This is a genomic window from Bifidobacterium bombi DSM 19703, assembly GCF_000737845.1.
GTDB lineage: Bacteria > Actinomycetota > Actinomycetes > Actinomycetales > Bifidobacteriaceae > Bifidobacterium > Bifidobacterium bombi.
Map to the genome: position 1 here is coordinate 317,963 of NZ_ATLK01000001.1, position 26,226 is coordinate 344,188.

Sequence of the window (26,226 nt, forward strand, 5' to 3'; positions counted from 1 at the left end):
CAGTTGCCTGTTCGATTGATGTTTCGATGTGGATGGTTCGAATATTTGATGGCAAGTCACCATCGGTGTTGAGTACAAGCGGCGGTGGAGGTTTTCTCTTGTTCGCCGCCGCTTGAATTGGTCCATGCATCAGGTTCGGGCAATGACCATTCGCCCTCACTTGCCGCTGTACACCGGGAAATGGCTGAACTCTCCGTAATCCTTAATGGGTTGCACGGCCTTCAGACTCTCCATGTCCTCCTCGGAGATTTCGAAGTCCACGTCGGCGTTGCTGCGCATGTGCTCCGGATTTCCCGTCTTGGGCAAGGCCACGGTCCCTAGCTGCAGATCATAGCGAATGCACAGCTGTGGTACGCTCACCCCGTATTTCTCCGCCATCTGTGCCATTTGTGGGCTTTTCAGCAGGACTCCATGAGCCACGGGGGAGTACCCTTCCACGAGGATGCCCTGTTTCTTGCAATAGTCCATCAAATCAGAAGGCGTGTTGGAGACGTGCACGAGGAGCTGATTGACCACGGGTTTCACCGTGCACGAGGAAAGGATGTTCTCGATGTCGCTCTTCTTGAAATTGGAGACCCCTATGGCGCGGATTCGTCCGGACGTGTAGAATTCCTCCAAAGCCCGCCATGCCTCCCGGTTGCCCTGGGAATAGTCCCCGCCGCGGAAGTCGTCCCACGGTTGAGGTGCATGGATGATCATCATGTCGATGTAGCCGATGTCGAGCTTGTCGAGGGATTCCTGAATCGCCTTCCTGGCGCTCTCGTAGCTTTTCGCTTCGGCTGCGAGCTTCGTGGTCACGAAGATGTTCTTGCGCTCGATGCCGCAGGTACGCACGCCCTCTCCGACGCCGCATTCATTGTCATAGGCCTCAGCCGTGTCGATGAGTCTGTAGCCGATGGACACGGCGTCACGCACCGCTTGGGCTGCCTTGTCATCATCGATGAACCATGTGCCCAGACCAAGTTTGGGGATGTCCATGCCGTTCGCCATCGTGTACGTTTCATTCAGTATATTGCCACTCATAAAATTCCTTTCTTCCGTATCGACTCGAAGATCCGGATGACCGTAGCGGACCCTGTGCAGACCGATTCATTTCATCGTACGTCTTGAAGTCGCCTTTAAGCCAAATCGTGGCACTGATCCATGCGAGTCGCCGTGAGGCGGCTCTGTGGCACCGGAAGCGATGACGTGTTTAGCAGGTTGGAGGAGCGTTGCTGCTGCATGGCACTGGTGAGGTGTGATGGCCACGGGGAATTCTGTTGGTGTGGTTCGTTGTCCGTGAGTATGTCCGAGTTCCTGGCTGTTTCGCAGCCTCATCTGATTTGTTGCTTTATGTGCTTGCCGACATCCGGCTGCGGCCGTGTTCCACGCGGGCAGCGATGGACGTTCGCGTGCATACGGTTCCGGTGGGCTATGCTCTCAGTAATTCTTTCTATCCATGAATGAAAATATATGCAAGTGTTTTTACGCTTCGTTAAGGTTCGTATGTCGTGTTCGAAACACTGTTTCCCATTTGGAATCGTGGTTTGCAGATTAATGAGGTTGACGGCCTCATGAGGACGCTGCTTGAAAAGCGTCATGAATGCGAACCGTGCCTTCGCGAGATCGTCGAGGCAGGCTTGAATGGCCTGTTGCCATTCAGGAGGATATGTATAAATACGGGATTAGCTAATAATGGAGTACGGCAAACCCGGTCGTTGTATTCATGGGGACATAGGCTGAGCCGTGAACGAACAAGCGAGTTGAACTTGAAGGGCGATGACGGTCCGATCTGTTGACAGGGCAGCGCTGAACTTGGATAGTACCGGGCAGGACGAAACCAATGGAGGTCTGCTGTGAACATCATATTGAAATATCTGGGCATGAGCCGGAAGAATTTCGGTATTTTTCTGGTCATTACGTTTTCGACGTGCATCTATTGGTGGTCGGGAATCAAAAGCGTCATTTATGAACCGTTTCGAAAGGCTTTGGGCGTTTCCAACACACAACTTGGATTCCTGCTCGGTTTGATAGGCTTCGTACAGATATTCGGATATTTATTGCTGGGATGGATTCAGGATTTGGTTTCGATTCGTGACTTGATATTCATGGATCTTTGGGGATATGGCATCTTCGCGCTCATTTTGGGCCTTGTGCCGAATCTGCCTTACTGGTTCCTTATCGTGGCATTCATGGCTTTCGGATTGTTTGGTGATGCCATCTATTGGCCTACGGTTCAGAAAACCACCAAAGGGGTGGCGTCGGAGACCACGCAGGCCGCGACGTTCAGCACTCAGGAGGCGATACGTTCCATCATGGGGCTGATCATCACACCGACGACACTGGCCTTGTTCACCATAGCCGGTTCTCATGTCTCCAGTGCACGTGTACCCATGATCGCGTACCCAATCTTCATGATGCTCTTCTCATTCGTGGTGCTGCGCTTCATTCCCAAGGACTTCATGCACGAAAAGGACGTCAGGACGTCCAACGCCGATAAGCCCAAGACCAGAAACGGGTTCCTGATGATCGTGAAGGCCATGAAGCTTCCGGTCGTATGGACGACCGGATTCGGAGCGTTCGTCGCATATCTTATTTATGTCGCCACAAGCACTTATTTCCTGCCGTTCGTACAGGCGTCATTCCATCTTTCCGATACCGCGGCCGGCCTGTTCGGCATCGTGAATTCAGGGTTGATGGGTGTCATCGCTGCGCTTTTCTCAGGAATTCTCTCTACGACCCGGTTCAAGACTTCGCCGCAGTGGATGGCGTTGCTGTATGCGATAATCGGTTGCATGTGCCTTCTCATTACGGTGGTTCCGCATACCCCCGCGATGATGTTTCCCGTGGTCATCATCTGCTGTCTGACCACTTTCGTTTGCGTCGCCATCAGGGCCGTGTATTATGCCCCCATCGGTGAGTACGGAGTTCCGTCCGACATCTCGGCCACGGCCATGTCCATCGCCTCGTTTATAGGATATTGCCCTGCCTTTTTCGGTTATATGATGTTCGGGGCAATCATCGATGGTTTCAGGACGCAGACCGCGTACCGGATCATCTTCCTGCTGCTTGCGGCCATGAGCGTGGCCGGCATCGTCATCTGTCTGCTCGGGCACGGGGTCATCATGTCCAAGCGCAAGCGGGACGCAGCCGTGACGCAGCCGATCGGGGAGTGAACGCTGTCATTGCATATCTAATTCTGCCTATGGTCGCTGAGGAGAGGGCATGGGCTTGTGAAAAAGAGACAAAGGAGAATCATGAAATTACAACATCTCGGTACCGCTGCGGCGGAGCGTATTCCAGGCATATTCTGCATGTGCGATCTGTGCATGCATGCACGCGAAGTTGGTGGGAAGGAGATTCGGACACAATCCCAGGCCTTGATCGACGATTCTGTCCTGTTGGACTTTCCGGGCGATACCTACTTTCATTACATCCAATACAAGTTCGATTTGCCCGCCATTACCACGCTGTTTGTGACCCATTGGCATTCCGACCATTTCTACGGCGAGGACCTGGCATATCGTATGAGCGCATACGCCAATGACAATCCCACGCACATGGATGTGTATGGTTCGGAGGCGGTGGGCGGATTCTACGAAAGGGCCTTCTTCCTCGAAGAACAGTATGACCACAGCCGGCTGTCCTACCATGTCCTGCGTCCTGGAGACTCGGTGACGGTCAAGGCGAGCAACGGTAAGGAATACACGGTATATGCCTTTGAAGCCAAGCATGGCCATGATTTCGGCGACTGTCTGTTCTACGGCATCACCGATGGGCATTCCTCGGTGCTGTACGCTCATGATACGTGTTATTTCCATGAATCCGCCTGGAAGGATCTGGCGAAAGCCGGGCTGAAGTACGATTATGTATCGTTGGACTGCACACACGCCTTGGTTGAGGACATTCAGACGTCGGTGCATATGAGGTTCATTGACGACCTCAAGGTCCGCGACCGTCTTGTGAACATGGGTTTGGCGGATTCGAGCACGATTTTTGTTGCCAACCATTTCTCGCATAACGGACTGGCGACGTACGAGCAGATGCAGGCGGCCGCCGTCAAGGAAGGGTTCATCAGTTCCTACGACGGCATGACGACGGAATTCTAAGTCCGTCGTCGGCTTCGGACCCGTTGGATCATGAATCCGAAAATGCCTTCGTGGATTTACGTCTCATCTTTCGACAGGGTCCGTCATCGTGGTGATGCGATGGCGTACCCTCGTCTTTTCCTGTAGCAGGTTGCAGCCGTTGGTTTACCAATTCGTCGTGGCGCGGCAAACCTGTACGATGTCATGATCGACGTCGAGGATTCACACGCGCAGGACGTGCTCAGGATTCGATCACACTGTAACCATGATGTGCGATGACCTCTTTGAGACGGCTTAAATATGTTCTGGCTGCCTGGGAGAGCGTCACGCGCTCGTTGCCGATCCAGCCAACGAGCATGCTTTCTTCGCTTTCCAGAGGAACCGTGACGATCTTTTCGTTGTTGAGATCTCCGTTGTCGATGCCTGTACACACCGTGTATCCGTTGAGGCCGATGATGAAGTTCAGAATGGTGGCGCGGTCGGTAACGTTTATTTTCTTGGGTGAGTATTTCGGGCGGAGCGCCTCCTCCGCGAAGTAGAAGCTGTCGTCGTCGCCCTGTTCGTATTGTATGAACGGAAAGGGTTTGAGGTCGTCCATGGTGACCTTTTCGCGGCCGGACAGCGGATTGCTCCGTGCGATGAACACATGCAGCGGGGCGCGGAAAAGCGGGTGGAACTCAACATGCCGGGCTCGCATGAACTTCGAGACCACATCTTTGTTGAAGTCCGAAAGATAGAGGATTCCGATTTCGGAACGCAGATCGGCCACACGGTCGATGATGTCGCGGGTGCCGGTTTCCCTTAAGGTGAATTCGTATTCGTCGGACCGTATGGAGTCGATCATGTCTACGAAAGCCTCCACCGCGAACATGTAGTGTTGGGTGGACACGCTGCACAGCTGTTTGTGCGGCTTGGCGCGTTTGTAACGCTCATCAAGCAGGGCGGCCTGGTCGAGCACCTGACGCGCGTATGTCAGGAATTCGGCGCCGTCTTCTGTCAAGGCGATTCCTTGGGATGAGCGGGTGAAGATACTGATGCCCATTTCATGCTCCAGTTCGCGCACTGAAGAGCTCAACGCGGGTTGTGAGATGAAAAGCTCATGCGAGGCCTCGTTCATTGATCCGCATTCCGCGATCTTTACGATGTACTTCAACTGTAACAGGGTCATAATCCCAAGTGTAATGCAAACGGTCCATGGTCAGGAGACGGCTTTACATGCTGGACGTTCATGGGTTGCAGTGTTGGGTTTTTCATCGCCGTGCCGGCTTTTCGTCTCCGGGCCGAGGCTGACGCATTCGTTTCCGAGCGCTGCGAAAGGCATGGTGTCATGAGCCAGGGTCAGACCATGACGCCTTGTTCGGAAAGGAAGGCGCGTGCCTGTGGCTCGCCGTTGAAGAGATGCGCGTGGATGCCGAGGGCGTTTGCGGCTGCGACGTTGTTTGGCATGTCGTCGATGAAAGCGGTCTCATCGGCCTTGATGCCCCAACGGTCGAGGGCCAAGTCGAAGAACGCCGGGTCCGGTTTTCGCATATGTTCGAAGCCTGACACCACGATTCCGTCAAGCATCCGCTCGATCTGCGGGAACTTCTCACCGACATAATGGTATGTTTCGCTTGACCAGTTGGTCAGTCCCCAGACCTTGCACCCTGCGGCCTTCACGTCGAGCACCAGCTGTTCCATGCCTTCGGTCATGGATTTCATCGTTTCGTCGTAATGCTCGATGTAATGACGGAACGCTTGGGCCATCTCGTTTCCGTACTCCCTGCGGTAATCGTCCATGACTTCCTCAAGGAGCGCGCCACCGTCCAATCTGTCTTCATAAGACCAAAAACCGTAGGAATCCGGTGAGCTGCAGATTGCCTCGAGGGTTTCCGGCGGGCAGTGACCGTCAAGGCAGGTGCGGTAGTCCTCGTTGCTGATGAGCACGGTTCCGAAATCGAAGATCACGTTGTGAATGGAATTCGTCGAGCTTGTCGTCATGTGAAGAACAATACCGAAACGGCTCAACTTTTCAGCGGGCTTGTTCCATAGCGCGTTCAAAGGCTTCTGGTATGGCTTCGACGATGTCGGAGGCGATGATCGGATGTCCGGCATGTGGGTCATCCAAGGTCAGGATGCTTTCGGCGGGGTCCATCAGGAACGGCGGCTGCCATCCGCAAGCCGTAGTTCCTGAGGCGATCTGCCCGGCAAGACCGTGGATGTAGGCTGCGCTCGCGGCGGTCAGTGCCACTTTTTCCGGATCGTGCTGCAGTGAACCTTCATCCTGCTGTGCCAGCAGCGCGCCCATGATTCCTGCCAAGACGTCACCTGAACCGGCCGTGGCGAGCCAGGCCGGTCCGCTGCCGCAGATCCGTACGGTCGTCGTGTGGTCGTCGCCCGTTTGCCTTGGTGCCGCTCCCAGCACCGCCGTCACCGCGCCTTTGAGCAATACCGTCGCTCCGGTGAGGTCATGGACTCTGGCCGCGCAGTCGATGGGGGAGTCTTCGACCGTCTCGCGGGTGGTGTCTTCGTCCAAGCGACGGAGCAGTGATGCGAGTTCGCCGGCGTGCGGCGTGAGCACGACATGCCCTGGTACGTGCCGTGGCAAGAGATCGAGTGCCCCGGCATCCACGCAGATGGGAGGCATGTTCATGGCCCGATCGGCATCACGGCCCAGGTCGTAGTTTCCCAGAAGCGAACGAATGGCTGTTCGTTGCTCATCCGCGGCCTGCGCATGTTGGGCATCGGGGACTCCCGATCCCACCACCCAAGCCTGTACATGGCCTTTTGCGGCGACGGCCTCCGGTAAGGCGGAGACTACGCTTCCGGCGACAGCTGCCGGGCCGAGGTAGCGAATCATACCCACGTTGGCCCTCGCTGCAGCCTTGCTGCTCAGCACGGCCGCGCCCGGAAAGCGTGCTGAGCCGGTGATCAGTCCGACAACTCCGCGTGAATATTTCGCATCCTTGGCTCGAGGAAGACGGATAGCCGATGATACGTGCGGCCCGATGGATTCGCATGCAGGTGTCACTCCGTCGATGTCGAAACCGAAGTCCACCAGGATCACCTTTCCGCAGGCATATGAAGCCGGCGGAAGCATGGCGCAGGGCTTCAGTGCCCCGAACGTCATCGTCACGTCAGCGGGGACGTGAATCCCCGGTAAGGTGCCGTCATCCACGCCCACGCCCGATGGGGTGTCGACCGCAAGAACCAGCGGAGCGCCGCTGTGACCGGTGGGAACGGTGCCGTTCGTGTGGTCGTCGTTCTCCTGATCCGTTCTGCCGGCTCGCTTCATGAAGCCTTGGGCGAGGGTGGCTGGCAGCCCTCTGAGTGGCCCTCGTGCCCCGATGCCGGTCATGGCATCGATCACCAGATCGGATTCGATGGCGATGTCGAGCGCCGCCTCAAGTCTTTCCCCGGCCTCGCCGAGTCCGAAGCCGTTTGAGGTGCCGGGTATTCGGGATTCCGGATCAAGGACCAGGACCTTGCCTCCGGCCTGCATGCAAGCCAACAGAGCGGAGGAGTGCAGTGATTTTCCGACCGCGATGACCGTGAGGGTGGCGCCTCGCCCGGCCAGTGCAGCGGCGGCATATAGACCGTCGCCGCCGTTGTTCCCCGCTCCGGCGAGTAGTACGACGTTGGCCTCGTTCACGTGGATGCCGTTTTTCTCCAACAGGCGTATGGCCTCCTGCGCCGTGGTTTGCGCGGCCATGCGCATGAGGGGCACGCCACGTTCCAGAAGGGGGTGTTCCATGCCGCGCACCGTTTCGGCACTGAACGCACGGTTGCGCAAATCCTGGGCGCGTTTTTCGCTTCGCTGAATCATACGCATTGGAGCTCCTTTATCAGACGTATCCATATGTAGTTATACCCGCATGTAGTCATACCCCGCTCCGTGATGCGCCGTTCGAACGCCTGCTTCGCGGCGACCCCATGAACTCGGTGATGTCTGTTGGCTTAGGTATTCGCCTATTCCTCTGCCACGAGATCGAGGTAATCGTCGTTCCACATGTCTTCGTCGCCATCGGGCATAAGCAGCACACGTTCGGGGTTCAGCGCCTCAACGGCGCCCTCGTCGTGCGTCACGAGCACGATTGCGCCCTCGTACTTGGCTATCGCCTTCAGTATCTCCTCGCGTGACGCCGGGTCGAGATTGTTTGTGGGCTCGTCGAGAAGCAGTACGTTGGCGCGGCTCGTAACGAGTGTGGCCAGCGCGAGCCTGGTCTTCTCTCCGCCGGAGAGCACTTTGGCCGGCTTCATGGCATCATCTCCGGAGAAAAGGAAGCTGCCAAGTATGGACCGTGCGTGTGTGTCGTCGAGTTCCGGCGCCACATGCTGCAGGTTCTCTAACACCGTGGAACCGAGGTCCAGAGTGTCGTGTTCCTGGGCGAAATAGCCGATTTTGCAGCCGTGGCCGTATTCCACCACACCGGCGTCGGGCTTTTCCTCGCCGGCCAGGATGCGCAGTGTCGTGGTCTTGCCGGCTCCGTTGTACCCAAGGATCACTACGCGAGAACCTTTATCGATCGCCAGATCGATCCCGGAGAAGACGACGTTCGATCCGAATGCCTTGGATATTCCCTCGGCCATGATGGGGGTCCGGCCGCAGGGAGCCGGTTCGGGAAAGCGTATGTCCGCCACTTTTTCCTTCGTCTCGGCTTCGCTGGTGTTCGCCAGAAGCCGTTCTGCGCGTCTCATCATGTTCTGTGCGGCCACTGCCTTGGTGGCCTTGGCGTGCAGGCGGATGCCCTGTTTCATCAGACGCTCGGCCTTCTTCTCGGCGACTTCACGTTCCCTTCGGCGGCGTTCTTCATCCACGGCGCGCTGTTTGAGATAGGCCTTCCAACTGAGGGAATACATGTCAATCTGAGCGGTCTGTGCGTCCAGGTGCCAGACTTTGTTCACTACTTCGTCCAACAGTTCCGTGGAATGGGATATGACGAGGAATCCGCCTTCGAAACGCTTGAGGTAGGAGCGTAGCCATTCAATGGAATCCGCGTCAAGATGGTTGGTGGGTTCGTCAAGGATGAGGGTGTCGGCGTCCGAAAACAGAATCCTGGCGAGTTCGATGCGCCGTCGCTGACCGCCGGAAAGGGTTCCCAGTGGCTGCTGCATCACATCCTGGGGCATGCCCAGGCTCGCTGCCATGGAGATGGCTTCGCTTTGTGCGGCATAGCCTCCGGCTTTGTCGAAGGCCTGCATGGCCTTGTCGTATTTGTCCATCGCGCGCGTCATCACCTTGGCGTCAGGGCTGGTCATCTCCTTCTCCGCCTTGCGTAGGCGTTTGATGATGGAGGCGATGTCACGGGCGCTCATCATGCGATCAAGTGCACTTTGCTCTGGGTCGTCGGCGTGGGTATCCTGAGGCAGGTAGCCCAGTTTGCCGGTTACGCGAACCTTGCCTCCGGACGGCAGCGTTTCGCCGGTGATGACACGTGTCAGTGTCGTCTTCCCGGCTCCGTTGCGGCCGACCAAACCGATTTTGTCGCCTTTGGACACATGGAAGTCCGTGGGATTGAGCAGCGTCCGTGCGCCTATCTGAATCTCCAGTTGTTGTCCCTCAATCGCCATACGTTCCGTCCCTGCTGCAAACCTGAATCGCGTCCTTCATGTTTCACTGCGCATCGCGGGTGCGTGGTGAAACATCAAGGACCATGAGTACATCTACTTCCCTTTCGGGATACTTGAGTAATCATAGCGACACGTATGCCAATCGAACACTTGTTCGAACCCATGCCGTATACTGTCCTTCTGAGGTAATGAGACGATAGCGTGGAGGTATCAGTGGCAGGAAGCATGGATGGGACGGTGGCGAACGAGGGCATCGGCAGGACAGGAAAGGACGTGGCGGTAGGCGTCGGTGGGGTGATGGCGCAGAAACTGGAGGACAGCGACACCTTTCTTTCCAAAGCCATCGCGGCCGCGCCGCTACGCGAGAAAAACGGTTCGCTGGTGGCTGACATATCGCATATCCCGAGTGATTTGAAAATCACCATTCAAGGTGCACGCGAGCACAATCTCAAGGACGTGGACATAGCCATCCCACGCAGCCGCATGGTCGTCTTCACGGGTCTGTCGGGCTCCGGCAAGTCCTCGCTGGCGTTCGATACCCTGTTCGCTGAAGGGCAGCGGCGCTATGTCGAGTCCCTGTCCGCCTATGCGCGCCAGTTCCTCGGACAAATGGACAAACCGGACGTCGATTTCATCGAGGGCCTGAGCCCTGCGGTGTCCATCGATCAGAAGACGACGAATCGCAACCCGCGTTCGACAGTTGGTACCATCACCGAGATCTATGATTATCTGAGATTGCTTTTCGCTCGTGTAGGAGTGCCGCATTGCCCTGTGTGCGGGGCGGTTGTGAGCGCGCAGACGCCGCAGCAGATGGTCGACGCTCTGATGGGCAATGAGGAGGGGACACGATTCCAGGTTCTGGCGCCTGTGGCGCGAGGTCGTAAAGGGGAATTCGAGGATCTCATCGATCTGTTGCGCGGCGACGGGTATTCCCGTGCCCTGATCGACGGCAAGATGATGCAGCTTTCCGATGACATCAAGCTCGCCAAACAAAAGAAGCACACGATTGAAGTGGTGGTGGACCGGCTTGTCGTGAAAGAGGGGATGCGCCAGCGGCTGACGGATTCCGTGGAGACCGCGTTGCGTCTGGCCAAGGGCATCGTCGTCATCGACTTTGTGGACCGAGACGAAAAGGACCCCGGCAGGCGCCAACCATTCTCGGAGAAACGTTCTTGTCCTAACGGGCATCAGCTTGAACTCGATGAGATCGAGCCACGCACGTTCTCCTTCAACGCTCCGTACGGCGCCTGCCCTGAATGTACGGGCATAGGGTATAAGCTCGAGATCGACCCGGAACTCGTCATCCCCGACCCATCCAAGTCCCTCAACGAAAACGCCATCGAACCGTGGGGGATGACCAAAGGAACCGGTGAATATTATCACCATGTTCTTGAGGGGCTGGCCAAGGAGATGGACTTCAGTCTTGACACTCCATGGGGCAAGCTCCCGAAGAAGGTCCAGCAGGCGGTGATGTACGGCCATGACTTCAAGGTCGAGGTGAAGTACCGCAATCGCTGGGGGCGCATGCGCGAATATACCACCGGGTTCGAAGGTGTGGTCCGCACTCTCATGCGTAGACATGACGAAACCGATTCGGACTCCATGAAACTCTATTACGAATCCTATATGCGAGAAGTGCCATGCCAGGCATGTCAGGGCCGTCGTCTTAGGCCCGAGGTACTCGCGGTGACCATCGATGGTGAGTCCATCGCCGATGTCTGCGATATGGCCGCCGAGCAAAGTCTGGAATGGATCAATGGTTTGAAGCTGCAGGGATCGGCTCTGAAAATAGCCGGTGAGGTGCTCAAGGAGATCCGTGCACGACTGGGCTTCCTCAACGATGTGGGCCTGAACTACCTTACGCTTTCGCGTGCGGCGAAGACCCTCTCGGGCGGCGAGGCGCAGCGCATCCGCCTGGCCACTCAGATAGGATCCGGTCTTGTCGGCGTCATGTATGTGCTCGATGAGCCGTCCATAGGATTGCACCAGCGCGATAACGAACGACTGATCAAGACGCTGCATCACCTGCGTGACCTTGGCAATACTCTCATTGTGGTGGAACATGACGAAGACACCATAAAGAGGGCGGACTGGTTGGTGGACATCGGACCGGGGGCGGGCGAGCAAGGCGGCGAGGTCATCTATTCCGGCCCCGCAAGCGGCATCACCCAGGCGAAGCGCTCCATAACGGGCGATTACATCGCAGGCCGAAGAAGCATAGAAGTGCCGGGCAAGCGCCGCAGGACGTACAAGACCAAGCAGCTCAAGGTCGTCGGCGCTCGTGAGAACAACCTGAAGAACATCGATGTTTCCATCCCTTTGGGTGTGATGACATGCATCACGGGAGTCTCGGGGTCGGGCAAGTCGACACTGATCAACCAGATCCTTTATCCATCGCTCGCCGATAAACTCAACGGCGCCCGCATCGTGCCCGGCAAGCACAGGCGTGTCGAGGGCATCGATCTGTGCGACAAGGTGATCCATGTCGATCAGAATCCCATAGGGCGGACCCCTCGATCCAATCCAGCCACCTACACCGGCGTGTGGGACAAGATACGCCAGCTGTTTGCCAAAACGCCCGAGGCCCAGGTTCGCGGCTATGGGCCGGGCAGGTTCTCGTTCAACGTGAAAGGTGGACGCTGTGAGGCCTGCCATGGTGACGGCACCATCAAGATCGAGATGAATTTCCTCCCCGATGTCTACGTCCAATGTGAGGAGTGCCACGGCAAGCGGTACAACCGTGAGACCCTTGAGGTGAAGTACAACGGCAAATCCGTGGCGGACGTGCTCGATATGCCCATCAGTGAGGCGGCGCAATTCTTCAAGGCATATACCAGCATCTCCCGTTATCTTGATACTTTGGTGGACGTCGGCCTGGGCTACATTCGTCTTGGACAGCCTGCGACCACGCTGTCCGGCGGAGAGTCGCAGCGAGTTAAACTTGCCACAGAGCTGCAACGCCGTTCCACGGGAAAGACCGTATACATCCTTGACGAACCCACTACCGGGTTGCATTTCGAGGACGTGCGTAAATTGTTGCAGGTGTTGCAGAGCCTTGTGGACAAAGGCAATTCGGTAATCGTCATCGAACATAACCTTGACGTGGTCAAGTCGGCTGATTGGATCATCGACCTTGGCCCGGAAGGCGGGTCGGGAGGCGGCACGGTGGTGGCCGAGGGTACGCCTGAGCACGTTGCCCGGTGTGAGGACAGCTGGACAGGCAAGTTCCTCAGGCCGATGCTCGGGTTGGAGTAAGAAGTGTGAACGTCGGTCTCGGCTGGTGCCGCCGGTTCGTGATGGTCGAGTGCGGCGTCATGCCGTGCATCGTCGTTTTCCGGACGTTGGACTGAGCGCCGTGGGTGTGACGGTTCGGCGGCGGGTTTGGAGTGCGGTTGGTCCGTGTCGATAGCCAAATAATAACGATAAACAAAGGAACGGAGCAAATGGCGCAAGAGGGGGACGACACCGGAAGCTGGCGCAGGACCGAACGTCAGTTGGGGGATTCGCGCGATCTTTTCCGGCCGCGAACTTCGGACATCCCCACCGATCCAGGGGTATACAAGTGGCGAGATGGCAACGGCCGCGTCATTTACGTGGGGAAAGCGAAGAACCTCCGAAGCCGTCTGACGTCCTACTTCCAGCCGCTGAACCAACTGCATCCGCGCACCCAGAACATGGTGCTCACCGCACGGAGCCTCGAATGGACGGTGGTGGGTACCGAACTTGAGGCGCTCACTCTGGAGTACACATGGATCAAGGAGTTCGACCCCCGTTTCAATGTCGTGTTCAAGGACGACAAGACCTACCCGTATCTCGCCATCTCGTTGGGGGAGGCAGTGCCCCGAGTTTGGATTACGCGCAACCGCAAGCGTCGTGACACCCGCTATTTCGGCCCTTATGCAAAAGTCTGGCCGCTGAGGCAAAGTCTGGATGGTCTGCTCAAGGCTTTTCCCGTGCGCACCTGCACCAAAAGCGTCTTTCATCGTGCCCAGATGACCGATCGTCCCTGCCTGCTGGCCTCTATCGGAAAATGTTCGGCACCTTGCGTCGGCAGGATAGGAGTCAAAGAGCATCGCCGTATGGCCGAGCAGCTCATCGGCATACTCACTGGTCGAATCGGGAGGAACTTCATCTCCGGGCTTACGGTGCAGATGAAGCAGGCCAGCGACGACATGGAATTCGAAAAGGCCGCCAGACTCAGGGACCAGATTTCCATGCTCAAGACGGTGGGCGAGCAGAACGCGGTGGTGTTCGACAGCGATGTTGACGCCGATGTGTTCGGTTTGGATTCGGATGAGCTGGAGGCTTCGGTCCATGCCTTCTTCGTAAGGGCTGGTTCCATTCGTGGGGAGCGCAACTGGAGTGTGGAGCGGGTGGAGGATATCGACGACGCGTCGTTGATGAGCGATCTGATCGTTCAGGTCTATTCGGACGTCATGAAGCAGGCGAACGACGAACGCACGCAGGTCCGCCGCATCGAGGACAGGTTCGGTCCTGACATGCATGTGGGTACTGACGTTTCAGAGTTGGGGGATTGGGGTCTTCAGGCTGCGCGCAACGGCCTCGACGATGAAGCCGTCGGACATGACGAAGGAAGATCGCAGGACCGTCAGGTCTCGATTGAAGAACGTCGCGATGCCATTGCACATACCCAAAGCATGACGGCGACGGATGCCGTCTCTCGTGCGCAGGCCACCCGAGCCCGTAGGGAGCGTCAGGCGCAGACCGGCCGCAATGATTTCCTCGATCCTATCTCGCCGGTGCCTCGCGAGGTGCTTGTTCCCATAGAACCCGACAGACGTGAGGAGCTTGAGACTTGGCTTACCGATTTGCGTGGTGCGGCCGTGACCATCCGCATCCCAGGTCGCGGCGAGAAGCGGGCTCTGATGGAGCGTGCCGACGAAAATGCCAAGCAAGCGCTTGCCCGCAGTAAGATGAGTCGTATCCGCGATATCGGTACACGTACTCAGGCGATGAACGACGTGGCCGAGGCACTAGGGCTCAAGCAGGCTCCGTTGCGTATTGAAGGCTATGACATATCCAACACCATCGGCGGCATCTTCCAGGTCGCGTCCATGGTGGTATTTGAGGACGGTGTTGCGAAGAAATCTGAGTACCGCCGGTTCGCCATTCGCGGCAAGGACGGGAACGGCGCGCTTGACGACCTCAGCGCCGTGTATGAAACCATCACTCGTCGTTTCAGGCACGGCAACATCGCCGGGGACACCGGTGACAGCATCGACAATGAGAAACGCATTCAGCGTGCCGAGAAACTCGCCGGCGCAGCCGGCAGACCGGAGGGAAAACCTACGCAATTCGACGCCGCCTTGCCTGGCGCATCGGTGCGTATTTCTGACGCAACAGCGTCCGTAGCTGGAACTTCGGGAGCAGTGACGACGGATGCTGTGCCCGACGCGACTCATCCAAACTCTCAGTCAGGAGCGATCGTCCAGCAGGATACGAACCTTCGACATTTCGCTTACAAACCGAATCTCATCGTCGTTGATGGCGGCAAACCTCAGGTGCAGGCCGTGATGCGTGCGCTCCAGGATTGCGGCGTGGACGATGTTGCGGTGTGTGGATTGGCGAAACGCCTTGAAGAGGTGTGGGTTCCGGATGATGATTATCCGATCATACTCAAACGACAGTCTGAAGGGATGTACCTGCTTCAGCGGGTACGTGACGAATCCCATCGCTTCGCAATCACGTACCATCGTCAATCGAGGCGTAAGGGTGCGTTGCGCTCAGAGTTGGACGCCATTCCCGGAATCGGTTCCGCTTTCCAGAAACGCCTCCTTGCCAAGTTTGGTTCGGTCAAATCGATGCGCAAAGCCAGCATCGAGGAGCTGCAGCAGGTAAAGGGCGTGGGCAAGGCCAAGGCCGAGGCCATCTATCGCGGGTTGCATGCTCAGGCTGGCTCGGGCGACTAACTATTTAAGGCAGGAGGACGGTGCTGATTCGTCTGTCAGGCCCGGCGTTCTATGTATCAGCTTTTTTATTGTATGGTCCATACTGGTTCATGGTGACGGATAGGTGTGGCCGTCGCCGTTCTCAATGCTCTCGTTTAGGATGGAGTGGGGTTTCAGAAGGAGTTCGGATGGGACAAGTCAATCATCGGTGCGCCGTGCTCGGCAACCCGATTGCGCACTCGCTTTCACCGGTGTTGCATGCGGCTGCCTATGCCGCGTTGGGATTGGATAACTGGCGCTACACTCGTCAGGAGGTTGCGCAGGACGGTCTTGTGCGTTTCTTGGAAGGACTGGATTCGTCGTGGGTTGGGCTAAGCCTGACCATGCCGTTGAAGAAGGCCATACAACCCTATGGTGCGGCTTGTGATTTCTGGTCCCGTTGCCTGCACGTGTCGAACACTGCCGTTCTTGACTGGGCGAAGGAAGGCGGGTGTCGATCGCGACCCTTCATAAGATTATACAACACTGACGTCGATGGCATCTCGCTTGCCTTCGACCATGCATGGACGAAGGCGTCGGTACGTTCTTCATCTGTGGCGCACGCCGCCGATAACGTCGCATTCATACCGGACTGCCGGGATGAAGGTGCCAGTGCGGTCCTTCTTGGCAATGGCAACACTGCGCTTTCGGCCTTGGCTGCTCTAACGCGGCTTGTGGTCCCCGGCAAGGGGCCAGTGAAAGAAGTGTTCGTATGCGCTCGGGACACCGGGAGCGACGGTGAGTTCCGTATGCTGCTGGAACGGTTGGATGTTCCTGTCACATTGGTTTCCGTTCCGCTGTCCGGTGCAGAAAGATACCTTCACCGTGCGGATGTAGCCGTCAGTGCACTTCCGCCGCACGTGGCCGACGGTTTGGCGGGCCGTTTGGCCTGTATGAAGCCATTCCCTACATCCATGTTTCCGACGCTCCTCGATGTGGCCTATGCTTCTCGTCCAAGCGCCTTGGTTCATGCATGGACACGACTGGGTGGCATCGGCATCGGTGGTGAAGAGATGCTGCTGTACCAAGCCATCAGGCAGGTGGGGTTGATGACCGAAGGGTACTTGCCGGCAACGAACGCTTCGGATTCTTTCGGATCACTGGTTTCGGACGAAGACGCCGGTAGAGGCGGCATGCTCGAACGACATATGAGGGAAGCCTTACAAACTAGGATGAGGGTGACAAATGAGTGAAGATATACGTGGTGGAACCGATGGGGATGACGGGCGCGTCGTGCCTGCTCGGCAGCCAGGCGAAGGCCATGAGTCGAATCAGGCTGACGATGCCGGGGTGGGGTTCGAGGTCCTCCTTATAACCGGGATGAGCGGAGCCGGAAGGTCAAGAGCGGCCGACTGTGTGGAGGACATGGGCTGGTATGTGGTGGACAATCTTCCTCCACAGCTGTTGGTGCCCTTGGTGGACATGATGACTTCCTCGGGATCTAAGGTGCACCGTTTGGCGGCAGTTATCGACGTGCGTTCCCGAAGTTATTTCGATGACCTTTCGGCGGTGCTCGGGCATTTGGACGATCTGGCCGTCAAAACCCGCATCCTTTTCCTTGATGCGAGGGACGAGGTCTTGGTGAAACGTTATGAATCAGTGCGTAGACCGCATCCTCTTCAGCGAGGCAACCGCCTCATCGACGGCATCAAGGAGGAACGTGAGCTGCTTGTCGGTCTGGAGCGCAGAGCCGATATCGTTGTGGATACATCGAATCTGAGCATTCATCAGCTTTCCACGAAACTGTATGAGGCGTTGTTGGGCGCTGGTCCCGAGACCGTGGCCGTGCATATTTTCAGCTTTGGATTCAAGTACGGCATGCCGCTGGATGCGGACTTCGTCGCGGACGTCCGTTTCCTGCCGAATCCCTATTGGGTGCCTGAGCTTAGGGAGCTCAACGGCATGGACGCATCAGTGAGTCAGTATGTGCTTTCCAGCCCTGGCGCCAAGGAATTTCTGGACGCGTACGAAAGGGCCGTGTGCCTTGCGATTGACGGATATGCGCATGAGGATAAGCATTTTGTGACTATAGCGATAGGTTGCACCGGAGGTCAGCACCGTTCGGTGGCCATGAGCGAAGAGCTCGCCAGACGTCTGCGCAGACGAGGACTTACGGTGTCTGTTTCCGCCAGGGAGATGCAGCATCATGGACGTCAGTGATTATGGTGCGACTGTTCGAGCATGTCTGCCGCATCCTGGTCCCGATTTTGTCACCCATTTCGCAACGGTGTATATTGGCCCATGGAGATGCGGATAATATGCAGGGCGAATGTCGTGAGAAAGCGCACAAATCAAGGCTGAGTGACGGTTTTTGTCCAAGTCATTCGCTATCACAGTTAACTGCGGCAATGCGAAGTTTGACTCGCCGGTTGGCCGGATTGTTGATGCACAAATGGGAAGTAGGAGGTTGGGCTTTGGCTCTTCTCACTGATGTCAAAACAGAGTTGGCATCGATTGATTCGGATACGCCGGCGGCGAAGATCGCCCAGGCGGCTGCCATGATGCGTTTCGGTGGTGGTCTCAGGCCTGTGAACAACCAGGCGATCATTCATGCTCAGTTCGATTCTCTTGAGGCCGTCGAATGGCTCCGCAACGTCATCACGCGTTATTTCGGTCGTGAGGCGAAGGTCAGTCGGGTGCTCCGGGAGACTCCGAACGGCCGTGTGCAGCGTTATGACCTCATTGTCGACCACGGAGCCACTGCGCTGGCCTTGCAGACCGGGTTGCTTGACAGGCGCATGCGTATCGTCAATGGTTTGCCGGCCGAGGTGATTAGCGGTAACATCGCCCAGATCAAAGCGGCCTGGAGAGGGGCGTTCCTCGCTCGAGGCACGATTTCGGACCCTGGTCATACCAGTTACTTGGAAATCGTGTGTCCGACTGGCGATGCCGCGAAGGCTTTGCAGGGTACGGCAAGGCGCTTGGGAATCACCGCTCAGACCCGCAGGTTGCGCAGTTCCGAGCGTGTTACACTGCGTGATTCGGATTCCATCGAGCGCATGCTCAATCTCATGGGTGCCCCGCAATCCGCACGAGAATGGACCGGAAAGCGCACTGAAGGGGAGACACGCGGCAAAGCCAACAGACTCGCGAATTTTGATGACGCGAACATGCGGCGCAGCGCCAAAGCGGCGGCGGAGGCAACTCAAAAGGTCAGCCATGCATTCGAGGTGCTGGGTGACGATATCCCCGAAAACCTTCGCGCGGCAGGCCAACTGCGACTCGATCATACCGACGCCAGTTTGGAAGAGCTGGGTCGTCTGGCCGATCCGCCAATCACAAAGGACGCCATAGCGGGGCGGATACGTCGTCTGCTGCAGCTGGCTGCGAAGACGGAGAAGGCAAGGGGCATCCAATCGGCGGGTTCACTGTCGTAGGCTCCTCGTCCCTTTGGCTCGTTGAGTGGGTCTCAATGGTTGCGGCGGTGCCGCGGTGAACGTTGACATTTTTTGTTTGTTGCTGACTGTAATATTGAAGCTGATCGTGCAGCATCTGCACAGACGGGCGGGGTCGCGATTGCTGCGGGTCCGCTGTAGCAGGGAAGGATATTTATGAAGACACTTAAGGATTTGGGAGATCTGCGAGGTAAGAAGGTTCTGGTCCGGGCGGATTTCAATGTGCCGCTCAAGGCGACCGAAATCACGGACGACGGGCGCATCAGGGCCGCGTTGCCTACACTTCAGGAGCTCCGTACGCAGGGGGCCAAAGTCATCGTCATGGCGCATCTGGGCCGTCCGAAGGGCAAGGTCGTTCCCGAGCTTTCCCTTGCACCTGTGGCCAAGCGGCTCGGTGAGCTTCTCGGCTGCGATGTGACGCTTGCTGAAGACACCTATGGTGAGGACGCCCAGGCGAAGGTCGCCGCCATGAACGACGGTGATGTCGTTCTCTTGCAGAATGTTAGGTTTAACCCCGAAGAGACCAGTAAGGACGAGGCCGAGCGCTCTGAGTATGCCAAGAAGATCGCCGCCCTCGCGGATGTGTTCGTTTCCGATGGCTTCGGTGTGGTTCATCGTGCCCAGGGTTCCGACTACGACGTGGCCAAGGTGCTGCCCAGCGCCGCGGGAAAGCTCATCGAGAAGGAAGTCAAGGCGCTCTCCCGCGCAACGGAGAACCCGGAACGCCCCTTCACCGTCGTCTTGGGTGGTTCGAAGGTTTCGGACAAGCTCGGCGTGATCGAGAACCTGCTTTCCAAAGCCGACCGTCTGATTATCGGCGGCGGTATGGTCTTTACTTTCCTCAAGGCGAAAGGCTATGAGGTAGGCACGTCTTTGCTTGAGGAAGATCAGCTGGAGACCGTCCAGGGCTACATCAAGACCGCGCAGGAGCGTGGTGTGGAATTGGTGCTTCCCACGGATATCGTGGTCAATCCCGGTTTCCCGTCTGACGACACCCCGGTGGCTCCCGAGGTTGTGCCGGCCGATGCGATTCCTGCCGATAAGATGGGCCTTGACATAGGACCGGAGTCCGGTAAGCTCTTCCACGACAAGATCGTCGATTCCAAGACCGTGGTCTGGAACGGGCCAATGGGCGTGTTTGAGGTCAAGGAGTTCCAAGCCGGGACCAAGGCGGTGGCTCAGGGACTTGTCGATGCCACGAAGGCCGGTGCCTTCACCATCGTTGGTGGCGGTGATTCCGCTTCCGCTGTGCGTCACCTTGGATTCAAGGATGAGGACTTCTCGCACATCTCCACCGGTGGCGGTGCATCGTTGGAATTCCTTGAAGGCAAGACGTTGCCAGGGCTTGAAGTCCTGCAGTAGTCTGGGCTTTCGAAGGCCCAAAGGGCGTGGCCATTATGCCGCGCGGTTCAGGCTTTCAGATTGACCTGAAGACGAGCTGTTATGCGGGCATGTCCGGTGACGTGCCCGCATCGTTTTCAACGCAGTGAGTGGTGGAGGCTGGGGGAGTGATCGGTGGTTTTCGCTTCGTCCCTCCGAAAGGAAGTAGCATGGCATCGGTACGCACACCATTGGTCGTGGGCAACTGGAAGATGAATTTCGACCATCTGGAGGCGACGTATTTCGTCCAAAAGCTGGCGTGGCTCCTTAGAGATGCCCATTTCGACTACAAGCGTTGCGAGGTGGCGCTTATGCCATCCTTTACCTCGCTGCGAAGCGTGCAGGTCCTCGTCGATGCCGATCGTCTCAACATCAAATACGGCGCCCAGAACGTCTCGGTCACCAACCAAGGTGCGTTCACAGGCGATGTCTCCGCGGACATGCTCGCCAGGCTCGGCTGCTCGTATGTGCTGATCGGGCATTCGGAGCGCCGCAAATACCATCCGGTAGACGATGCCAACATCGTCGATCAGGTGAGGGCCGTGCTTACGGCGGGTATGCGTCCGATTCTTTGCGTCGGAGAAGGTTTGGAGGAGAGGCGCGAAGGAATCGAACTTGAATACGCCGTCAGCCAAGTCCATGATGTGACCCGTGACCTGTCCGATGATCAGGCGTCCCAACTGATTGTTGCTTATGAGCCAGTGTGGGCGATTGGTACCGGTATGGTCGCGACCCCTTCCTCCGCCCAGGATGCGGCAAAGGCCATACGTGAGGACCTTGCCCAGACGTTCAACAATCATGTGGCTCAGGCGGTGCGCATTCTTTATGGTGGCTCCGTTAGCTCCAAGAACGCCGTCGAGACCCTTGATCAAAACGACGTAGACGGCTTTCTCGTTGGGGGCGCGGCGCTTGACGCGGATGAGTTCTCTCTGATTTGCCGCTTGGCGCAGAAGACATACGAAGGCAGATGATCTTCGCCATCGTGTTGTTGCGCTCATGCGCTATGATAGTTGGAGACTATATATATTTGGAGGTTAAAGCCGTGTCACCTACAGCGATTCTTGTGATCACTCGAATTCTAAAAGTGTTCCTTGCTATTACCAGTGCTTTCCTGATTCTGCTCATCCTCATGCATCGAGGCAAAGGCGGTGGACTTTCGGATATGTTCGGCGGCGGCCTGACCAAGAATGCGGGCACTTCCGGGGTGGCGGAGAAGAACCTGAACCGTTGGACGGTAATCATAGCCCTCATCTGGGTCGCCATCATCATCGCGCTTGGATTGATGTATAAATTCCACCTGATCTGACGGTCTCGTACTGTCGGTGAACGGTGTCGCTCATTCTCGGATCTGTACGCTTGTATGGATTTTAGGATGGGCGTTTTTTTGTGGTCACATGCCGTTTTCCTCGGGCTTGGAAGCGTTTTACTGGCCATGTCGCGTACGTGTTTCTTCACAGTACGTTCGGTCAAAGCGAGTCAGGATTCATTGCAGGGCACCATGTCCATGCCCAACCTTGGAGCAGCTTCGACTTTCCGGTCTGGTTCCCGGACTATGGTGCGCATATACCGATTGGACTGGTCTTGGTGAATGGAGGTCTGCATGGCGTATACGAGTGCAGGTGTTAAGCCTCATGGTTTCGTGGCAAGGTTGTTTCGTGCCTTCCTGTCATTGGTTTCCGTGTTCTTCACGTTGTGTTCTCTCGTGGGGGCAGTATTCAGGGTTCTTCCCGAGGAACTGCAAAGACTGCCGTACGTGCCTGAGGTTGCGGCGCTGGCGCCCGAATTTGTGATTGTGGCTGTTCTTGGTTTGCTATGTGCCTTGGCATCGCGGCGATGGTTTACGGCTCTGCTTGCTTTGCTTTGCTCCTGCACTTTGGCTTGGTACCAATATCCTTTCTTCGTGCCGTCCGCAACATTCCCTTCGGCTGCGCAGCAGGCCGTGTCGGAACGGGTTCCCGATACGCGCGATGGCTATGTCAGGGTGATGACCGCGAACGTCTATATGGGGCAGGCGGATCCGCAGGCCATTGTGAATATGGTCCGAGACGAGCGAGTCGAGGTGCTTGCCTTGCAGGAGACTTCGAAACGCTTCATCGGGGGACTGGAGAGAGCGGGAATCGACGATTACCTGCCCTATTCACAGGTCTCCTCATCGGATGGCAGGTTCGGGAACGGGTTATGGTCGGCGACGCCGCTTGATTCACCTTCAAACGATGATGTCCATTCACGCTCATCGTTCATGCCTGGCGGCACGTTGAGTTTTCCCGGAGGCAAGGGCGATGTCCGTTTCGTCAGCGTCCACACCACCTCGCCGCAGCCCGGCAGCTGGGCTCAATGGAGCCGGACTCTCGACGATCTCTGCGCGAAACGTGCCGACACTTCGAAGCGGTACGTGTTCTTGGGTGATTTCAACGCGAGTTATGATCATACGGCCTTCAGGAACTTCCTCGGTGATCGGTTCACGGATGCGGCACGAGAATCAGGTCATGGGTTGGTGTTCACTTGGCCGGATGACATTCGCGGCGTTCCACGATTCGTTGGCATCGACCATGTCATACTTGATCGTGGTATGAGCGCCGGTCAGGTTCGGTCCGAGCCGGTTCCCGGTTCGGATCATGCGGCGCTTCTCGCCACCATTGCCGTGTGAGGGTGAGTTGATCGTCAACCGTCGTTCATCTCGTGGAAAGCCGATTGAACGTGCCGCCGTATCGTTGACGCACGCCTGTACGAATCGGTTGACGGCATTATCACGCAGAATTTGTCTTCGGGGCAAACTCTTTAAGGTCGTCTTTAATTAGTCTACCCGCGTTGATGGTTGAAATATATCCCGATTCCGGTCTCGGTGGCATTTGCTCGCAACGGTTTCAGCATGGGTGCAGACCGTGGTTTTCGGTTCGGCCCCGGTTCTTGTGGTCCACCGGCCATCGTGGATCACATTGACAGGTGACGGAAGTGTTTCCCGTCAAGATTCGTGGCAGCTATTTCATACGAGGTATTGCTTTTGAGTAGGACGACGGCGCGAAATGGGACGTGCGATCGTGTATTATTGTGCCTTGGTTGAGGACTTCCTGGCTGGATAATATGGGCTGGAGCTTGTGTTTATGGTTTGCTTACCGGTGGGCCTTTGTACGCTCCGTTTACGGTTTCCGCGTTCTGGCTACCTGCGACCGCGCTGGTCAGCCGGACCTGGCTATCTGCCTACGGTTCCTGCGGTCCGCTTATGGTTCGCACGCTGCAATGATCTGGTCTGTTTCCTGCGTACCGCAATCGACTGGGGCCACAGGCGGCCGACAGTGGATAATAACCTGGTATTGGAAGGTATCGGTTTTCGGATTCCGACCTTCATGACCCAGAGGGCCGTAGTGGGTCGTCGTTTCGGTTTGGTTCATCAGGCATCCTTCGATTCCAGTGGTGCGGCGCTCTGGCGGAACCGGAAGTGAACCTGATGCGGTCATTCCAAAGACTCTGCATGCATCGTGCCCAAGAAATCAGAGAAACCAACCAAATACGATGGTTCGGTTTCAGGGATTGCACGTCCATGACGGAAACGGTTGCGAGTCGCCGGTATGCGGGCTATATGGATTGCTGTAAATCGCCTTGCCGCCATATTATCCGAGACCATCCATGAAAAATAGTTACGGATCATGCCAGTAAATGGCACATGCTGATGCTGTTACGCGACGGCATGTGCCTGAGTTTCGGATGAAGCTGTTGGACGTCACTCATTGTCGATTCAAGGCATGTATGCGACGTATTTCGTCTTTTCATGTCATCCTGACTTGAGCATTACATCCGGAAATGGGTGCCGTTCTCGGCATCGTCGATTGACGAAAATCGTCGTGCGGCGTACCTGCGTCGGCATATGCGCCCAGTGAGGTGCTCTATTCCAGATTCGTCTGCGTTCCGGCGGTGGCTGCCGTAGATTCCTGTACGCTTTGAGCCTTTTCCAACTTAGCGCGCACGTCAGTGAGCAACGACTGGGCACGGTTGGCCAGCGCCTCTCCAATCTCCCATTGGCGCATTGACTGGTCGAGGTTGAGTCCACCGGCTTCAAGGGCCTGCACCGTCTTGATCAGGCGGTCCCGGGCTTCCTCGTAGGGCAGCGACGCGATTTCCTCACGCTCCTTGTCGGTCAGGCTTGAAGCGGGCGTTGCGGTTTCGTCACGGTTGTCGTTCGTACTCATAATTCTCCTTGTGTTCATTGGATGTGAATCCGATTGTGTCTCATTCGTTATGTGTTCGTTAGGTTCGGTTAATCTGACACGTCGTCTATTGCTCTGGATTGACGCTGGTGACCTCGCTGACGACGCTGCCGCGTTTGAGTGTCATCGTCAGTGTTTGCCCGACATCGACTCGGGAGGCGTCGTCCAGCACCTGTCCATCGGCCTGCTGTACAACGGCGTATCCACGGTCCAGGGTGGATTGTGGGCTTAATGCGGTCAGACTGGCATGCAGTTTCTCCACGGTCATCTCGGCATCATCGACGATCCTCGTCAATCCTAGCGTCATGCGTTGCCTCGCCTCGTCCACGAAGCGTTCATGTGGTTCGAGCATGGTCTGCGGTCGGGTGAGGCTTGGCCGGCTGGCATACCCGTCGATAAGTCGTGTCTCGTTCTCAATCCTCGCCTGAACTCGCATGCGCATTTGCTCGATTGCATTCGTGACCAACTGCCACTGCTCGCGCACGTCGGGCACCACCTTCTTGGCGGCGTCCGTGGGAGTCGATGCGCGTACATCGGCTGCCAGATCGATGAGTGTCCAGTCGTCCTCGTGCCCAATGGCCGAGACGATCGGTGTTGTGCATGCGGCTGTTGCGCGTACCACGCCTTCGTCCGAGAAGCCTATAAGGTCCTCGAAGCTGCCGCCTCCTCGCGCTACGATGATGACATCGACATCGCGATCGGCATCGAGCTTCGCTATCGCCGCCACGACATCGCCGGGACATTGCGCTCCTTGGACATGGGCGTGCACCACTTTGAAACGCACCGCCGGCCAACGGAGGTTCACGTTGGTGATTACGTCCCCCTCGGCCCTGGCTTGCGGAGCACAGATGAGACCGATGCATTGGGGAAACTCGGGGAGTGCAACTTTGTTTTCGGCGTCGAACAGTCCTTCGCCTTTGAGTCTCTTGCGCAGCTCGTCGATCTGCGCCTTGAGGTCACCGGCGCCGACGCGGCGTATGTCGTCGGCTACAAAGCTCAACCTGGTGGCCTTGACCCAGATATCGGGTCTGCCATGAATCACCACCCTGTCACCTTGCCTGAACTGCCTGGCCATGGTCACGAAACGGCTGAAGCCCATGACTGATATCGATATCTCTTCGAAATTGTCCCGTAGGGTGATGTAGCCGGAACTTGGCCTGCGCATGTTGATCTCCATGATCTGGCCTTCAACCCACGCTCCGGGCCATTTTGCGACCGCGTTGTGGTATTTCTGGCTCAGTACGCTCACGGGCCAGGGGTTTTCGGCGGTGGTGTCCCTTGCCAGCCTTGGCAAAGGTTCCACCGGACGGGTCGCCGTTCCGGTGGATGTCTCCGCGGTCGGAGGAATTGGATTCATCTCAGTCATACCTATAAGGTTCCTCAGGTGAACGGACAAAATGTACGTAGGCCGCCTTGGCGGCTTGTACGGACGAAGTGGCGAAGCTGTGATGCATTTCATGAATCGCCGTCGTGGACGTGTCGCAACGCGACATGCCGTAGGAAGCCTAGGGTATGGCCGTTACACTATATCTGGTAACGAAATGAATTCAAAACACTAGATATGGTGATATAGTTACATATGTCGCATGGAGTTACACCTTTGTCGTTTGATGGTAAATGCGGTTTTTGTGGTAAGAGAATAGTGATAGGGAGCACACATGATTGAGTCTCAGGTTCGTGATGC

Annotated in this window: 18 protein-coding genes; 11 read left to right on the forward strand and 7 right to left on the reverse strand. The window is 56.9% G+C overall.

Annotated elements, in window-relative coordinates; all coding sequences use genetic code 11:
- Positions 1-156: 156 nt before the first annotated feature.
- A complete protein-coding gene (locus tag BBOMB_RS01220) occupies positions 157-1,023 on the reverse strand; it encodes an aldo/keto reductase (protein WP_044086444.1) in 867 nt (288 codons plus the stop codon).
- 812 nt (positions 1,024-1,835) lie between these two features.
- Here BBOMB_RS01220 and BBOMB_RS01225 point away from each other — a divergent pair.
- Entirely contained in the window at positions 1,836-3,155 is a 1,320-nt protein-coding gene (locus tag BBOMB_RS01225) for an MFS transporter (protein WP_044086446.1), read from the forward strand.
- Between the two features lie 81 nt (positions 3,156-3,236).
- Positions 3,237-4,088, forward strand: a complete 852-nt coding sequence (locus BBOMB_RS01230) for an MBL fold metallo-hydrolase (RefSeq protein WP_044086448.1) — start codon at positions 3,237-3,239, stop codon at positions 4,086-4,088.
- Positions 4,089-4,308: 220 nt separating this feature from the next.
- Here BBOMB_RS01230 and BBOMB_RS01235 read toward each other — a convergent pair whose 3' ends face one another.
- The 4 genes from BBOMB_RS01235 to BBOMB_RS01250 form a co-directional block, all read right to left on the reverse strand.
- Positions 4,309-5,235 carry a LysR family transcriptional regulator gene (locus tag BBOMB_RS01235; RefSeq protein ID WP_044086450.1) on the reverse strand — a complete coding sequence of 309 codons (927 nt, stop codon included), beginning with the start codon at positions 5,233-5,235 and terminating at the stop codon, positions 4,309-4,311.
- Between the two features lie 170 nt (positions 5,236-5,405).
- On the reverse strand, positions 5,406-6,047 hold the full coding sequence (locus BBOMB_RS01240; protein ID WP_044086843.1) for an HAD family hydrolase: 642 nt from the start codon (positions 6,045-6,047) through the stop codon (positions 5,406-5,408).
- A 31-nt stretch (positions 6,048-6,078) separates the two neighbouring features.
- Positions 6,079-7,878, reverse strand: a complete 1,800-nt coding sequence (locus tag BBOMB_RS01245; protein WP_044086452.1) for a bifunctional ADP-dependent NAD(P)H-hydrate dehydratase/NAD(P)H-hydrate epimerase — start codon at positions 7,876-7,878, stop codon at positions 6,079-6,081.
- Between the two features lie 137 nt (positions 7,879-8,015).
- On the reverse strand, positions 8,016-9,617 hold the full coding sequence (locus tag BBOMB_RS01250; RefSeq protein WP_044086455.1) for an ABC-F family ATP-binding cassette domain-containing protein: 1,602 nt from the start codon (positions 9,615-9,617) through the stop codon (positions 8,016-8,018).
- A gap of 297 nt (positions 9,618-9,914) precedes the next feature.
- On the opposite strand from BBOMB_RS01250, the gene uvrA reads away from it, so the two are divergent.
- The 9 genes from uvrA to BBOMB_RS01295 all read left to right on the forward strand — a co-directional run bounded on the left by uvrA (position 9,915) and on the right by BBOMB_RS01295 (position 22,987).
- Complete coding sequence (gene uvrA, locus BBOMB_RS01255) at positions 9,915-12,872, forward strand: excinuclease ABC subunit UvrA (protein WP_044086844.1); 2,958 nt, start codon at positions 9,915-9,917, stop codon at positions 12,870-12,872.
- A 188-nt stretch (positions 12,873-13,060) separates the two neighbouring features.
- On the forward strand, positions 13,061-15,547 hold the full coding sequence (gene uvrC / locus BBOMB_RS01260) for an excinuclease ABC subunit UvrC (protein ID WP_044086456.1): 2,487 nt from the start codon (positions 13,061-13,063) through the stop codon (positions 15,545-15,547).
- A 167-nt stretch (positions 15,548-15,714) separates the two neighbouring features.
- Positions 15,715-16,758, forward strand: coding sequence for a shikimate dehydrogenase family protein (locus BBOMB_RS01265; RefSeq protein WP_044086458.1), 1,044 nt, complete (start codon positions 15,715-15,717; stop codon positions 16,756-16,758).
- Between the two features lie 40 nt (positions 16,759-16,798).
- On the forward strand, positions 16,799-17,725 hold the full coding sequence (gene rapZ / locus BBOMB_RS01270) for an RNase adapter RapZ (RefSeq protein ID WP_044093302.1): 927 nt from the start codon (positions 16,799-16,801) through the stop codon (positions 17,723-17,725).
- Between the two features lie 254 nt (positions 17,726-17,979).
- Positions 17,980-18,942, forward strand: coding sequence for a DNA-binding protein WhiA (gene whiA, locus BBOMB_RS01275; protein WP_044086846.1), 963 nt, complete (start codon positions 17,980-17,982; stop codon positions 18,940-18,942).
- A gap of 174 nt (positions 18,943-19,116) precedes the next feature.
- Positions 19,117-20,322, forward strand: a complete 1,206-nt coding sequence (locus tag BBOMB_RS01280) for a phosphoglycerate kinase (RefSeq protein WP_044086461.1) — start codon at positions 19,117-19,119, stop codon at positions 20,320-20,322.
- A 188-nt stretch (positions 20,323-20,510) separates the two neighbouring features.
- Positions 20,511-21,311, forward strand: a complete 801-nt coding sequence (tpiA, locus tag BBOMB_RS01285; protein WP_044086463.1) for a triose-phosphate isomerase — start codon at positions 20,511-20,513, stop codon at positions 21,309-21,311.
- 95 nt (positions 21,312-21,406) lie between these two features.
- The gene (gene secG, locus BBOMB_RS01290) at positions 21,407-21,646 is read left to right on the forward strand and encodes a preprotein translocase subunit SecG (RefSeq protein ID WP_414133060.1); all 240 of its coding nucleotides are present in this window, start codon (positions 21,407-21,409) and stop codon (positions 21,644-21,646) included.
- A 294-nt stretch (positions 21,647-21,940) separates the two neighbouring features.
- Positions 21,941-22,987 (forward strand): endonuclease/exonuclease/phosphatase family protein, encoded by a 1,047-nt coding sequence (locus BBOMB_RS01295; RefSeq protein WP_081867208.1) that lies wholly within the window; start codon positions 21,941-21,943, stop codon positions 22,985-22,987.
- A gap of 1,234 nt (positions 22,988-24,221) precedes the next feature.
- On the opposite strand, the gene BBOMB_RS01300 is transcribed toward BBOMB_RS01295, so the two are convergent.
- Positions 24,222-24,524 (reverse strand): exodeoxyribonuclease VII small subunit, encoded by a 303-nt coding sequence (locus tag BBOMB_RS01300; protein WP_044086464.1) that lies wholly within the window; start codon positions 24,522-24,524, stop codon positions 24,222-24,224.
- A gap of 85 nt (positions 24,525-24,609) precedes the next feature.
- Positions 24,610-25,899, reverse strand: a complete 1,290-nt coding sequence (gene xseA, locus BBOMB_RS01305) for an exodeoxyribonuclease VII large subunit (protein ID WP_238549908.1) — start codon at positions 25,897-25,899, stop codon at positions 24,610-24,612.
- Between the last annotated feature and the right edge of the window lie 327 nt (positions 25,900-26,226).